Annotated in this window: 13 protein-coding genes; 2 read left to right on the top strand and 11 right to left on the bottom strand. The window is 62.2% G+C overall.

Features of this window, described 5'->3' with window-relative positions; genetic code table 11:
• Positions 1-22 precede the first annotated feature (22 nt).
• The 8 genes from HQ843_RS16915 to HQ843_RS16880 all read right to left on the bottom strand — a co-directional run bounded on the left by HQ843_RS16915 (position 23) and on the right by HQ843_RS16880 (position 9,281).
• Positions 23-226 (bottom strand): twin-arginine translocase TatA/TatE family subunit, encoded by a 204-nt coding sequence (locus HQ843_RS16915; RefSeq protein WP_180897222.1) that lies wholly within the window; start codon positions 224-226, stop codon positions 23-25.
• Between the two features lie 44 nt (positions 227-270).
• Entirely contained in the window at positions 271-1,353 is a 1,083-nt protein-coding gene (locus HQ843_RS16910) for an ABC transporter ATP-binding protein (protein ID WP_180897223.1), read from the bottom strand.
• Between the two features lie 57 nt (positions 1,354-1,410).
• A complete protein-coding gene (gene scpB, locus HQ843_RS16905; protein WP_180897224.1) occupies positions 1,411-2,109 on the bottom strand; it encodes an SMC-Scp complex subunit ScpB in 699 nt (232 codons plus the stop codon).
• Positions 2,106-2,921 carry a segregation and condensation protein A gene (locus HQ843_RS16900; RefSeq protein ID WP_180897225.1) on the bottom strand — a complete coding sequence of 272 codons (816 nt, stop codon included), beginning with the start codon at positions 2,919-2,921 and terminating at the stop codon, positions 2,106-2,108. The genes scpB and HQ843_RS16900 overlap by 4 nt, the downstream gene beginning before the upstream one ends.
• Positions 2,922-2,923: 2 nt before the next feature.
• On the bottom strand, positions 2,924-3,943 hold the full coding sequence (nagZ, locus tag HQ843_RS16895; RefSeq protein ID WP_246710125.1) for a beta-N-acetylhexosaminidase: 1,020 nt from the start codon (positions 3,941-3,943) through the stop codon (positions 2,924-2,926).
• A gap of 113 nt (positions 3,944-4,056) precedes the next feature.
• Positions 4,057-6,186, bottom strand: coding sequence for an SPOR domain-containing protein (locus HQ843_RS16890; protein WP_180897226.1), 2,130 nt, complete (start codon positions 6,184-6,186; stop codon positions 4,057-4,059).
• A gap of 57 nt (positions 6,187-6,243) precedes the next feature.
• Positions 6,244-8,004, bottom strand: a complete 1,761-nt coding sequence (gene argS / locus HQ843_RS16885; RefSeq protein ID WP_180897227.1) for an arginine--tRNA ligase — start codon at positions 8,002-8,004, stop codon at positions 6,244-6,246.
• A 59-nt stretch (positions 8,005-8,063) separates the two neighbouring features.
• Complete coding sequence (locus HQ843_RS16880; RefSeq protein ID WP_180897228.1) at positions 8,064-9,281, bottom strand: deoxyguanosinetriphosphate triphosphohydrolase; 1,218 nt, start codon at positions 9,279-9,281, stop codon at positions 8,064-8,066.
• A gap of 173 nt (positions 9,282-9,454) precedes the next feature.
• Between HQ843_RS16880 and erpA the strand changes: the two genes are divergently transcribed.
• Positions 9,455-9,787, top strand: a complete 333-nt coding sequence (gene erpA, locus HQ843_RS16875; protein ID WP_180897229.1) for an iron-sulfur cluster insertion protein ErpA — start codon at positions 9,455-9,457, stop codon at positions 9,785-9,787.
• A gap of 214 nt (positions 9,788-10,001) precedes the next feature.
• On the opposite strand, the gene HQ843_RS16870 is transcribed toward erpA, so the two are convergent.
• Both HQ843_RS16870 and HQ843_RS16865 read right to left on the bottom strand, forming a co-directional pair.
• Complete coding sequence (locus HQ843_RS16870; RefSeq protein ID WP_180897230.1) at positions 10,002-10,205, bottom strand: hypothetical protein; 204 nt, start codon at positions 10,203-10,205, stop codon at positions 10,002-10,004.
• A 407-nt stretch (positions 10,206-10,612) separates the two neighbouring features.
• A complete protein-coding gene (locus tag HQ843_RS16865; RefSeq protein ID WP_180897231.1) occupies positions 10,613-11,962 on the bottom strand; it encodes a uracil-xanthine permease family protein in 1,350 nt (449 codons plus the stop codon).
• A 503-nt stretch (positions 11,963-12,465) separates the two neighbouring features.
• On the opposite strand from HQ843_RS16865, the gene xth reads away from it, so the two are divergent.
• Positions 12,466-13,257, top strand: coding sequence for an exodeoxyribonuclease III (gene xth, locus HQ843_RS16860; RefSeq protein ID WP_180897232.1), 792 nt, complete (start codon positions 12,466-12,468; stop codon positions 13,255-13,257).
• A 66-nt stretch (positions 13,258-13,323) separates the two neighbouring features.
• Here xth and HQ843_RS16855 read toward each other — a convergent pair whose 3' ends face one another.
• On the bottom strand, positions 13,324-14,082 hold the full coding sequence (locus HQ843_RS16855) for a tetratricopeptide repeat protein (RefSeq protein ID WP_371822166.1): 759 nt from the start codon (positions 14,080-14,082) through the stop codon (positions 13,324-13,326).
• Between the last annotated feature and the right edge of the window lie 65 nt (positions 14,083-14,147).

Here is a 14,147-nt window from a genome sequence, read left to right as displayed (position 1 = left end):
AGCCGTTGCCGGCTGCCCGGCATCAGCCCTGCTTGGTCTCGTCTGCCCTGTGGTCGACGGTCTTGTCCTTCTCCGCCGGCTTTTCGTCTTCGTCCGAAATGCCCTTCTTGAAGCTTTTGATGCCCTTGGCGACGTCGCCCATCAGTTCGGGAATCTTGCCGCGACCGAAAAGCAGCACGACAATCGCCAGAATGATGAGCAACTGCCAGATACCGAGATTACCCATAACCAAATCTCCTGTTACTAATTGTCTCTGGTGTAAGGTGTTTGTCAGCGATTTTCAAATACCAAAATAGTCTGATCCGCGACTTCGACAAAAACCCGCTCCGCGCCCTCGGCAATCGAGCCTGCGGAAACGCTGGCTTCCAGAACATGCGGCGTGCCCTCGATCCTGAGCCGGAACAGTTCCGCAGTCCCTAAAAATCTTCGTTCGAGCACCTCGGCGGGTTGGCCGGAAAGCGAGGCATCCTGCGCCAGACGGATATCGCCGGGACGCACCGCAATCGTGACCGGGCCGTCGGACACCTCCGCGGCGACCGGGCGGCGGCCAAACGGGGTTTCCACCTGTCCGGCTTCAACTTTCCCCTCGAAGCGATTGATTTCCGAGAAGAAAGAGGCGGCGAACAGGCTTTGCGGATGGCAAAAGAGCGCGCGCGGGCTGCCCGTCTGCACCAGATGGCCGTCCTTCAGCAAGGCGATCCGGTCCGCCATGCCCATCGCCTCGCCCGGATCGTGGGTGACGATGATGACGGTGGCGCCGGTATCGCGCAAAACCGCCAGCGTTTCGGCGCGAACCTGATCCTTCAGCCTCGAATCGAGCCCGGAGAACGGCTCGTCCATCAGCAGCACGGAAGGTCGCGGGGCGACCGCGCGCGCAAGCGCCACCCGCTGCTGCTCGCCACCCGACAACATATGCGGATATTTGTCGCGGTAGCCGGACAGGCCGACCCGTGCCAGAGCCTCACTGACGGCTGTCTGTCGCGCCGCCCTTGGCAGGCGTTGCAGACCGAAGGCGACATTGTCGCCGACCGTCATATGCGGAAACAGCGCGAAATCCTGAAACATCAGCCCGATGCCGCGCCGCTCCGGCGGCAGGAAGACCGATGGCCCGGTCACCTCGACGCCGTCGATCAGCAGCCTCCCCTGATGCGGCAGTTCAAGGCCCGCGGCAATGCGCAAAAGCGTGCTCTTTCCCGATCCGGAAGGTCCGAGCAGGCACAGAACCTCGCCCGCCGATGCCGACAGCGACACGTCCTTGACGACATCGCCCTGGCCGTAGCCGTGGCGAATGTTCTCGAAACTGAGCCGTGCGGTCTGACCGCTCTGGCCGATAGGGCGCCGGGCAAAATTCATCGCCGCTCCAGACTGTTTTGTCCCGACCTACAACGGATTGATGGCTTTTTCTAGAGCTTATTCATCATGTTTGCCGCCCGGTGTCAAAAGCCCCAGATCCTCGAGGTCCGCGGCGTCCAGCGGCTCCTCGTCATCGGTGAGTTCCTCATCGTCGTTGAGCGGCAGCGGGATCTGGAAACCGGGCGGTATCCGGCCCGACAGCAGGCCCGCGCCGCGCAGCTCGTCGAGCCCCGGCAGATCCCGGATTTCCTCCAGACCGAAATGATCGAGAAAGCTGCGGGTCGTGCCCATTGTCACCGGCCGGCCGGGCGTTCGTCTGCGCCCGCGAAACCGGACCCAGCCGGCCTCCATCAGCACGTCGAGCGTTCCCTTGGAGGTCTGGACGCCCCGGATTTCCTCGATCTCGGCGCGGGTGACCGGCTGGTGGTAGGCGATGATCGACAATACCTCAAGTGCCGCGCGGGTCAGCTTGCGCGCCTCGCGTTCGCCGCGATGGATGACGAAGGAGAGATCGGCGGCGGTGCGGAACGCCCAGTGATCCTCGACCCGCACCAGATTGACGCCGCGATTGCGATAAAGCTCGGCAAGACGCGCCATCACCTCCGTGACGTCGACGCCATCGGGAATGCGCTCGGCGATATAGCCCTCGCTCACCGGTTCCGCGGCGGCAAAGACCAACGCCTCGGCGATGCGCTCGGCCTCAAGCATCAGCTCCGGGCTCAGCGCCTCCTCACCGTCCTCATCGGGCTCGCTCATTCGGCGGCCTCGCCGGCAAAGGGGTCGGCCCTGCGGCTGCCGCGGCGCATCATCAGCGGCGCGAAGGCTTCGTCCTGCCGGAGATCGAGGCTGCCCTCGCGCGCCAGTTCCAGCGATGCGGCGAAGGTGCTGGCAATCGCGGTGCGCAGGTCCTCCGGCCGGGTGAGATAGCGCAGCAGATAGCGGTCGAGCGCGGTCCACTCGCCGATCTCGCCGATCAGCCCCTGCAGCAGTTCCCGCGCATCGGTGAGCGACCAGACATTGCGCATGACGATCGTCACCTCGGTGATAGCCTGGCGCTGGCGCAGATTGGCATAGGCATCCAGCAGTTCGTACAGCGATGCGATGTAGGTTGAGCCGGTTTCATCAGGGATATGCTCCGGCGCGCCCCGGCGGAAAACATCGCGGTCGAGCCGGTTGCGGTTGACGAGCTGACTTGCGGCATCGCGCATCGCCTCCAGCCGCTTGAGGCGGAAGGCCAGCGTTGCCGCCATATCCTCGCCGGAGGGTTCCTCGTCGCTGGGACGCTTCGGGATCAGCAGCCGCGATTTCAGATAGGCAAGCCAGGCGGCCATGACGAGATAGTCGGCGGCAAGCTCGATGCGGATGCGGCGCGCGCTTTCGATGAAGGTCAGGTATTGCTCGGCGAGCGCCAGAACCGAGATCCGGGCAAGATCCACCTTCTGGGTGCGCGCCAGATGCAGCAACAGGTCGAGCGGGCCCTCGAACCCGCCAACATCGATCACCAGCACCGCCTCGCCCGCAGCTCGAACCTCGACAGTCGCATTCTCGGGGAAGAAGCTTTCCTGCATGGTCAGCTCCCGGCCCGTAGCAGGGCGTCGAGGCGGCGGGACAATTCGCCGAGATCGGCATCGTCAGCCGAGGGCCTGGCCGCCATCACCCGCTCGCTCCGGATCAGGGCGGCGCCGGAAAGCGCCGGGGCGGCATCGGCAACGGCGCGCATTTCATCCATCCTGCCATTGCAGTGAAGAATGATGTCGATGCCGGCCGCGGCAACCGCGCGGGCGCGTTCGCCGATATCGCCGGCAAGCGCGTTCATCGAGATATCGTCGGAAATGATCAGCCCGTCGAAGCCGATCGACCCGCGCATCACCTGCTCGACAACCTTTGCCGAGGTCGAGGCCGGGTTTTCGGCGTCGATCGCCTCGAACAGCACATGGCAGGTCATTGCCATCAGGATGCCGGTCAGCTCGCGAAACGGCCGGAAGTCGCGTTCAGCCAGCAGAGAAAGCGGCTCCTTGACCACCGGCAGGCCGATATGGGAGTCGGCAAGGCCGCGCCCGTGGCCCGGCATGTGCTTGATCACCGGCAGCACCCCGCCGGCCTTCAGCCCATCGGCCATCGCCTGGGCCAGAACCCGCACCTGCTCCGGTTCGCTGCCGAAAGCCCGGTTGGCGATGAAGCCGCTATCGGGTTCGGGCGGCATGTCGAGAACCGGCGCGCAGTCAACATCGATCCCGACCGACAGAAGGTCAGCCGCGATCAGCCGCCCGCAGGCATAGGCCGCCTCCTTCGCCTCAGAGGGCGAGCCGGCGTAAAGCCTTCCGATCACCGAGGCGGCGGGATAATCGCGCACCAGCGGCGGGCGAAGGCGGCGCACGGTTCCGCCCTCCTGATCGATCAGCACCGGCGCATCGCGGCCGACCGCCGCGCGCAGTTCGCCCGTCAGCGCCCTCATTTGCTCCATGCTTTCGACATTGCGGCCGAACAGGATGAAGCCCCACGGCTGCTCGGCGCGGAAGAAGGCTTTCTCCTCGTCGCTGAGGCGGGCGCCGGCGCAACCGAGAATCATGGCTTTCGGGGCGTTTGTCATGGGCGAATCATAAGAGATCGGGACCAAAGCACGAGTGAAGCCCGTCATTCATGCACAATTTTTTGTCGGCCTGCACGGCAAAAGCGCCGATTTCACGCGCCGCGCGGCATAAATCAGCGCGGCACGAAGCAGCTCCCGCCTTCCGCCTTGTAACGCTCGCACAGCGAAAGCGCTTCCGACAGGCTGGAAGCCGTTATGCGCACGCGATAATAGGTGCCCTTGCCCGCGATCGTCGCGGGGACGATCTCGACCGTTCGCCGCCCGAGCACGGACGGATGCTGGGCGCTGAGCCGCTGATAGGCCTGCTGCGCCTCCTCCACCGAAGGCAGCGATGCAATCTGCATGGCATAGGCCGAACTCGACTGCGTACTCGTCTGCGGCGCCGGCGCGGGGGCCGTCGACGTCGCGGCCGCCGGAGCCGGGCTGGCGGCGGCGACGCGCGCCGGTGCGCCGCCAGGGGGTCGCGGCGTCGGCAGCGGCACGTTGGCGATACCGAAATCTGGAACCGGAGCGTCCGCGGTGGCCGGCTCCGGCGTGGCGTCGTCGGTTTCAGCGGCGCCGTCTGCCGTAGGAGCAGGCTCCGTGACAGCCGGAGGCTCCGTTGCTGCCGCCGGCTCATTCGAGGGAGCGGTGAGTGGCGAGGATGCGGGCGTTGTCGCCTGATTGTTGCCGGCATCGGCATCGGCGGAGGCATTCTCGCCCGTCGAAGGCGGAACCGTGACAAGCTGACCGGTTTCGTCGGGCAGCGCCGTCTCGGTTTCGAGCCCTCTGATACCGGGTGAAGATGAAGGGCTGATCTGGGTCGCGTCCCGTTCGACAAGCGTGCCGTCCGGCCTGACGATCATGGTTCTGACCTTGCGCGGCTCAAGCCCGCCGGCATCGGCGCCGCTGCTCGCTGCGGCATTTGCCAGCGGGTTGGGAGAAACGCTTTGGACATCGGTCGGCTGCTGATCGGAGGCAATCAGGCTGCCCTGGCGCGGCGCTTCGGCCAGCGTTCCGGCAATATCGTTGAAAACGGCGTTGTCCTGATTGGGCACGACCTCGCCGCCCGGATCCTCGGGCGCTTCCTTGACGCTGGAATTATCAGCGGTGATGACCACCGGTTCGCCGCCGGTATCGCCGGTAAAATAGCGCATGCCCGCAAACACGAACAGCACGGCCAGCGCAATCCCGGCAACGCCGATCAGGAGGACGCGTCCTGTCCCGAGAAAGGTCGAAGGCAACAAGCCCGGACGGCGTTCGCGATCGTCAAACTCGTAATAGTCATCATCGGCGGGGTTTTCGAACCCTTCCGCAGCGTCGCGGTAACCGGCCTGCGGCACGGCCTGCCGGGTGGCCGCATCATAGGCTTCGTCTGGCACGGCGCGATAATAATCAAGCTCTTCGGACAGGTCCGGCTGAGCCGGCGTCTCCTGCAGCGGATCGACCAAAGCCGGCTGGCTCGCCAGCACATCGGCAAGTTCCTCGTCGAGATCGAATTCGTAAGGGTCCGCGGAGGCGCGTACGGGCACAACCTCGTCATCGCCCATATGCGGCAGGTCGAGTTCGTCCACCGGCGCGGGCGGCTCTTCGGTGGAAATCAGCGCGGCAGGGTCGAAATCCGCATCATTGGTGTCGCCCGTCGCCACATCATCCAGCGGTCCCGGTCCGCCATCGGCAAGCTCGAGTTCCGACAGTTCAAGCGCAAGCTCGTCGAGATCGAGCGCAAGCTCCTGATCCTCCTGGGCCTGCTGCGGCTCCGCCTCGTATGCCGGCAGCTCCGTCTCGTATGAAGGCACCGGATACACCGGCTCCTCCGCCGGCGGCGTCACATCGGGTTCGGCGGGCTGTTGCGGCTCGTAACCGGCAAGCGGACCACGCATCTCGAAGTGATCGAAATCATCCGGTTCAATGTCTTCGCGGTCTTCATGCGCCGGTTCTGCCGGCAGGTCATCCCAGATCGAGGGAGGCGGCTGGTCGGACGCAGCGGGCCCCTCGAAACGGTCCTCCTGCTCCGGCTGGAACGGCGGTTCGGCCTCGTGGCGCGATGGCGCATCTGACCGTTCGGAATGACCGGAAAAGGAGTCGAATTCGCGCAGCAGTTCATCCGTCAGGTCATCCGCCGTTTCCGGCGGATACGGACCATCCTGTCGGCGCGGAGGCTCTTCATCGCGTGGGCCGATCAGCCGCGCCAGTTCGGCGAAGGGATCGTCCTCGTCAAAGCCGCCATTATTGCCGCGACCCGGCTTGTTCTTGTCTGCCATTTTCAAACCACCGAGGCTGCCATCGGCCTTGAGGCCGACGGGAGAGTGCGGGTGGACCTAACGCATTTCCTGCGGCGCGTCGGTTCCCGTGAGAGCAAGTCCGGAACGCAATACGGCAGCGACAGAAGACACCAGTCCGAGCTTCGCAATCGTCGATTGTCTGTCACTCTCATTAATAAAGCGTAACTCCTGCTTTTCCTTGCCCTTGTTCCAATGGGAATGGAAATGCGACGCCAGGTCATAGAGATAAAACGCCAGCCGATGCGGCTCGCGCATCGTCGCCGCCGATTCAACCACCCGCGGATACTCCGCAAGCTTGGCTACAACTCTAAGTTCTTCCGGCTCATATGTCGCCTGCCTGACGGCATCTTCCAGTGTTTTTTGCGAAATATCCAGCCCCGGGAAGGCTTCTTCAGCCTGCCGAAGCACCGACATGCATCGCGCATGGGCATATTGCACGTAGAAAACCGGGTTGTCCTTGGATTGCTCGGTCACCTTGGCAAAGTCGAAATCGAGCGGTTCGCTGCTCTTGCGGTAAAGCATCATGAACCGCACGGAATCGCGGCCGACCTCGTCAACAACCTCGCGCAGGGTAACGAAATTGCCGGAGCGCTTGGACATCTTGTATTCCTGCCCGTCGCGCATCAGCTTGACGAGCTGGCACAGCAGCACCGTCAACTTCGTCTTGCCGCCGGACACCGCCTTGGCAACGGCCTCGAGCCGCTTCACATAGCCGCCATGATCGGCGCCGAGAATATAGACCATCTCGTCGAAGCCGCGCTCGTACTTGTCGCGGAAATAGGCGACATCGGCGGCGAAATAGGTGTAGCTCCCGTCCGATTTGATCAGCGGCCGGTCGATGTCGTCGCCCACCTCGGTGGAACGGAACAGCGTCTGCTCGCGATCCTCCCAGTCTTCCGGCGCCTGCCCCTTCGGCGGCGGCAGGGTGCCCTTGTAGACGTGGCCCTTGAAGGTGAGATCGTTGATCGCGGAACGGATCGCCGCGGCATCGTCGGCATGAAGCTGACGCTCGGAGAAGAACACCTCATGAGTGACATTGAGGGCGGCGAGATCGGAGCGGATCATCTCCATCATGGCATCGATCGCCCGGTCCTTGACGATCGGCATCCATTCGTCTTCCGGCAGATTATGCAGCGACGGCCCGAATTCCGCCTTCAGCGCTTCGCCGACGGGCACGAGATAATCGCCCGGGTAAAGCCCCTCGGGAATTTCGCCGATTTCCTCCCCCAGCGCCTCGCGGTAACGCAGGAACACGGAGCGGGCAAGCACGTCGACCTGTGCGCCGGCATCGTTGATGTAATATTCCTTGGTCACCGTGAAGCCGGCGTAATCCAGGATATTGGCGAGCGTATCGCCCACCACCGCGCCGCGGCAATGGCCGACATGCATCGGCCCCGTCGGGTTGGCGGAAACGTATTCGACGTTGATCTTTCGGCCCTTGCCTGTGCCGCTGCGGCCGAAATCCTCGCCCTCGCGGATCAGCGCAAGCAGCACGCGCTGCCAGTAGCGCGGCGAAAACCGGATATTGATGAAACCCGGACCGGCGATCGAAAGCTCGGCGATATCCTCATCGCCTTCCATTGCGGCGATGATCTTCTCGGCGAGTTCGCGCGGCTTGAGCTGAAGCGGCTTGGCCAGCACCAGCGCGGCATTGACGGCAATATCGCCATGGCTCGGATCGCGCGGCGGTTCGACCGCGATGCGGGTGAAATCCAGCATATCGCGCTTTTCCGCGATTTCGGCGATCGTCAGCAGCCGTTCGTTCAGTCTCTGTTCGAAATCGGTAAAAAGATTCATGTCAATTTCCATTTGCCGCCGCTGGGCAGGCGCAAAAAAAAGCGCGGTTTTCCGGGCTCCTACCGCAAATCAGGGGTATGGTCAAACAACTGGCGGTGCGTGTTATAGGCATAGGTATCGGTCATTCCGGCAAGGTAGTCGGCAATATGCCGGGCAATCTGCGCCGGTTCCAGCTGTTCGATACCCTCGCTCCAGGAGTGCGCGCCCATCAGCTTCGGATCGGCGACATAGGCGTCGAAAAGATCCGTCACGATCTGAGCCGCGCCCTTGCGGATCACCATGATATCGGGATTGCGGTAGATATGCTGGAACAGCAGCTTCTTGATCTGGCGGTCGATCTCGGCCATCGCCGGGGAGAAGGCGGCAAGCGTGCGGCCGGCATGGCGAACCTCATCGGCCGATTGCGGCGCGGCCAGACGCAGGTTCTCCTGGGCAACGCCGATGACATCCTCGACCATCGCGGTGATCTGGCGGCGCATGATCTCATTGGTGAACCGGCTCGATTCCAGCCCGGGATAGCGGTCGCGCACCTCGTACATCAGGCCGGCAAGGAAGGGCACCTCCTCCAGCATGTCGTAGCTCAGATAACCGGAGCGCAACCCGTCATCGATATCGTGGGTGTTGTAGGCGATGTCGTCCGCGATCGCGGCCACCTGCGCTTCCATGCTGGCATGGGTCGAAAGCCAGAGGTCGTGGCGGGCGCAGTAATCGAGGATCGGCTGCGGAACCGGTCCGTCAATGCCGTTCCCGTCCGCGTCCTGCAGCGGGCCGTTATGCTTGACGAGCCCCTCCAGCGCCTCCCATGTCAGGTTGATGCCGTCGAATTCGGCGTAGCGGCGCTCCAGCTTTGTCACGATTCTCAGCGATTGCGCATTATGGTCGAAGCCGCCATAGGCCGCCATCTTCTCGTGCAGCGCATCCTCGCCGGTATGGCCGAACGGCGTATGGCCAAAATCATGCACCAGCGCCACGCCCTCGGCGAGGTCCTCGTCAAGCCGCAGCGCGCGGGCAAGCGAGCGCGCGACCTGCGCCACCTCGATCGTATGGGTCAGGCGGGTGCGGTAATGATCGCCGTCCTGCCCGATGAAGACCTGGGTCTTGTGCTTCAGCCGGCGGAAAGCGGTGGTGTGGATGATCCGGTCGCGATCGCGCTGAAACGGCGAACGCGTGAGGCTGTCGGGCTCGGGATAAAGCCGGCCGCGGCTTTCCCACGGATTTGAGGCATAGGGCGCGAGCGCCACATCGCCGAAACCCAATGCCGATTTGTCGATTGTCATGCTGGATCCTGTTGCGGAAATTATTCCTGCGCGCGTCCGGCCGGTCATCTGGATGAAGATAGACCGTTGACGGCTGTCATCGCCGTTCTTAACTAAGATCAAAGACCATTGAAAGCGTGGATCGATCCGCGCGCCAAAACACGGGCCCGCCTGCCGGGCCCAGGAGACTGACGATGGACACCAAGAATGTGACGCTTTCAGAGGCGGCCGCCAAGAAGATCGCCGCGATCATCGCAGCCGAAAACGGCAAGAAGGCCTTGCGCGTTGCCGTCGAGGGCGGCGGCTGCTCGGGTTTTTCCTACAAGTTCGATCTCGCCGACGACCCTGAAGCCGATGATGTCGTCATCACCCGCGGCGATGCCAGGGTGCTGATCGACGAGATATCGCTGGTTTACATGGCCGGCTCCGAAATCGACTTCGTCGACAATCTGCTCGGCCAGTCCTTCCAGATCCAGAACCCCAACGCGGTCGCAAGCTGCGGCTGCGGCACCAGTTTCTCGATCTGATTGACGTTGCGGGTCCGCCGCGCTGACTGCTGCGGGTAGCGCTGTTTTCACGCAATGCCTGCCCAACCGGATTGACCGCGCCGGTTCTCCGAAGCGGCCTTGATTTGCTTTACACAGAGGCGTGGAGCACAAATGTCAGTTCACGGGGCGGCGGCTGAAATCGCGGTTTTGAAGCCTTCAGCGACAGCGGTATCCTCAGTTCCTGACCATGCGTTCATGCTGAAGCGACGATTGCAGCGCCTGCGGCTCTGATCATCTCCATCTGGCTATCCGACAATTCCTTTTCGGCAATGCAGCCCTGGTTGCAAGACAGGTATGTAAGCATGATCTCCTCGCCTCCCCCGCGCTCAACGACGCTGACGGTGCCGCCCTTGCTCGGCCGCGCCGCCCTTTCTCCCGGTCGCACGGTCACGCCCATGGCCTGACACATTCTCCCTGATCGTAGGGTTCAAACTTATTTTAATCATCTGATTGACTAAACAAATGTAAGTGATTAGGTTGGGCTTACAGCGTTTGAAGCAGCGCGACAAAGTTCATCGTGGATTGGTAAAGTCGGCCGTCTACCGTCTTTGGCCTTCCAAGGCAGCCGCGTTCGCGATGACCTCCAGGAACACCCCGGCACTTCCCTGCGCCGGGGTGTTCTTTTTTTCCAAGCCCGTAACTGTCCGAAAATCCGCTGAAAACAGATCGTCCGTGCGATCCAGCGCTGCGAAAGCAGCCGGAAGCGCGCAGACTGCGCAGCGTAACCCACAAAGCAGAACGCCCCGGACAATATTTCCGGGGCGCCAAAAAGCCGAGGGCCACAAAAGCGGCCCTCGATCGGGTTCAGGCATCGATCGTCTTGCCCGCCCGCTCCGGGATGACCAGGGAGAGCAGGATGGCCGAAATGCCGGAAAGCGTGATCGGCGTTGCGAACACCTTCTGAATGATGTCAGGCATGTGCTGCATGGACTGCGGCACAAGGGTGACCCCAAGCCCCAGACCGAACGACACCGCCATGATATAGACCTTGCGATGGTCGATCGGCTCGGACGCAAGGATACGGATGCCTGCGACCGCGATCGATCCGAACAGCACCACGGTGGCGCCGCCCAGCACCGGCTTCGGCACCAGCAGGAACGCCCCGCCGATGATCGGGAAAAAGCCGAGCACCACGAGAATGCCTGCAATATAAAGCCCGACATGGCGGCTTGCCACGCCGGTCATCTGAATGACGCCGTTGTTCTGGCTGAAGGTCGTGTTCGGAAAGGTGCAGAACAACGCCGCAATCCCGGAGTTGATGCCGTCAGCCAGCACCCCGCCCTTGATGCGGTTCATATAGAGTTCGCCCTGCACCGGCTCCCCCGAAATAACCGAGTTCGCAGTCAGGTCGCCGGTCGTCTCGATCGCGGTGATCAGATAGACGAACGCGATCGGGATGAACAGGCCGATATCGAAATCGAGGCCGAATTTCAGCGGGACGGGGACGGCAAACAAGGGCTGGGTGCCCAGTGCCGAAAAATTCACCATGCCAAAGAAGATCGAAACGATGAAGCCGACCACCAGGCCCAGCATGATCGCGGCGATCCTGACCATGGGCTGCCTCGAGAACGAGAAGAAGATGATGACAGCGACAACGAGCAGGCCAAGGAAGATATTGATCGGCGCGCCAAGCGCTTCACCGGCGCCGGCGCCGCCGGCAAAATCCGTGAAGCCCGATTTCACGAGGCTGAGGCCGATGACGGTGATGACGATGCCGGTAACCGTGGGCGTGACAACGCGGCCCATCCGGGTGATGAACTGGCTGAGCACGATCTCGACCAGGCAGCCGACGAGGCAGAGCCCGAAGATCATCGCCAGGATGTCCTCCGGCGTGCCCCCCCTGCCCTTGACGGCAAAGCCTGCAGCCAGAATGACGCCGAGAAAGGCGAAGCTGGTGCCCTGGACGCTGAGAAGGCCCGAGCCGACCGGTCCTATGCGCCGGCACTGAATGAAGGTCGCGACGCCCGAAACGAACATAGACATGGCCAGAAGATACGGCATGTGAACGCCGAGCCCCAGAGCGCCGCCGATGATGAGTGTCGGCGTGACGATGCCGATGATGCTCGCCAGAATGTGCTGGACGGCAGCCAGAAACGAGGCGCCCGGCGAAGGCACATCGTTAAGTTTATATATAATGTGATGTTGATCGGTCATAAAACCATCCCCCGCGGCCTTGGCCGCTTGTTATCGCTCGTGCTTACACGGATATCCCAAGCAACATCCGTGCCACAAATGTGTCACAAAGAGTTTCATGCGCGCAAGAAGAGAAAACACTGCTCACTACACGTTACATCTCCCGGCGGAGGCGACATCGGCCCGGAGCGGAACGCCCCGCATGTCAGGCATGAGGCACGAATTCATGCAACGGCAACGCGAACTGCTCATTTCGGTGGCAAATCACGCGAATGCGCGCAGCCGGCGCCGCCGCGCCCTGCCGCCTTACCGCTTCGCCCGCGCTGGCCCATCGACCTCGCCAAAGACATGTTGATTATCGACGATCAGGGGCTTCCGTGCCGGACATTGATCCGGCATGATCGCGCGGCTATAGACCGGGCTGCGGCGACGCAATCGTCGCGAATAACGGCTTCGCTGAAACGTCCCGGCATGGGCGAGACGGTTTCCCACCCCCAATGCGGTCGCGGACACGGATTTTTGATATGAAGATTGCCACCTGGAACATCAACGGCATAAAGGCGCGGCAGGATAATCTGGTTCGGTGGCTGGAGATAGCATCGCCCGATATCGTCTGCCTCCAGGAGATCAAGTCCGTCGATGAGGGCTTCCCGGCGGGCCCCTTTCTTGATCTCGGCTATCATTTGGAGACGCACGGTCAGAAAGGCTTCAACGGCGTCGCCTTGCTGTCGAAAAAGCCGCCGGAAGACGTTCAGCGCGGCTTTCCGGATGGCGAAGACGATGTCCAGTCACGCTATATCGAGGGGGTCTTCAGCGTGCAGGGCGGGGTGATCCGCGTCGCCTCCATCTATCTGCCGAATGGCAATCCCGTCGATACGCCGAAATATCCCTACAAACTCGAATGGATGGAGCGATTGAGAAGGCATGCCAGGCAGCGGCTCAGCCTTGAGGAGCCGCTGGTGCTGGCAGGCGACTACAATGTCATTCCCCGTCCCTGCGATTGCCACGATCCCGCTGTCTGGGCGGGCGACGCCCTGTTCCTGCCACAGACCAGAGAGGCCTTTTCACAATTGCTCGGCCTCGGGCTGCATGATGCCGTCGCCGGCGCCGACGAGGCCGGAGGTCAATATACATTCTGGGATTATCAGGCCGGAGCGTGGCAGAAGAACAATGGCATCCGTATCGACCATATGCTGCTGTCGGCCGAGGCCGCGGACAGGCTGGCGTCAACGACGATAGACAAGACAGTGCGCGGCTGGGAAAGGCCATCCGACCATGTGCCGGTCATCTGCCAATTCGATTACGCCTGGGCGTAAAGCCCTTCAGTCCAAGATGGAGTCGTTTGCGGCAAGGCGTTCGTTGCGGATCAACCCGTGTCGGCTTCAGGGGGAGCTGGCACTCATATTGTGCGCGAGCGCGATCGCACCCCGGCGATCATTCTCATCCACGACCGAAAAGCACTTTTCCTGCAGATCGCGAATCCAGCTGCAATCACCGATCTGGCAGCGATCGGCTGCCATGGTGAGATAGGCGAGGCCAAGAACCGGCTGGCCTTCATTGAAGATCAGATCCCCGAAAACCGCCATAGCGCTAACATTTCCGTTCTTCCTGGCGAGGTTCAGCCATTTCTTCGCGAGGCGGACATTCTTTGCGCCGCCCTCGCCATTCAGGATCATCTGGGCGAGGTGAAACTGCGCGTCGGGATTACCGAAAACGGAAGCAGCCTGAAAATAGAGCTGGCGGGCCTGCGCCAGATCCTTCTCCACCGGCGTATCGGGAATGCCGGACTTGTAGTAGCCGGCGAGCGCCAGAAGCGCGTTGACATAAAATCCGGTATCGGGCGAACCCGGCTCCACATCGTGATTGACGATCTCGGCATAGGCCTTGAATGCCTCATAATCGTTTTCCGGCACGCCATCCCCGAACGCATACATATTCGCGAGCGCCCAGCGCGACCCGGTATGGCCCTTCTCGGCGGCATAACGGTAGGCTTCGACCGCCTTTTGCTTGTCGCCGTTCTTGTAGGCCTTGAAGCCGAAGCGGAAGAGATCGAACCGTCCGGAATCCTTGGGTATGTCGTTGGAGATGTCAAAGGCGGATACCGGCGCGCCGGCCATGACGTACAAGCCCGCCACCACCATACATACGCCCGTCTGTCTCAAAACTGCCTTCATCATCAAACGATTTCACCACGTTATCGAGGGCG

The sequence above is a fragment of the Martelella sp. NC20 genome (assembly GCF_013459645.1).
Classification (GTDB): Bacteria; Pseudomonadota; Alphaproteobacteria; order Rhizobiales; family Rhizobiaceae; genus Martelella.
This window is presented reverse-complemented; position numbering and strand designations above follow the sequence as displayed.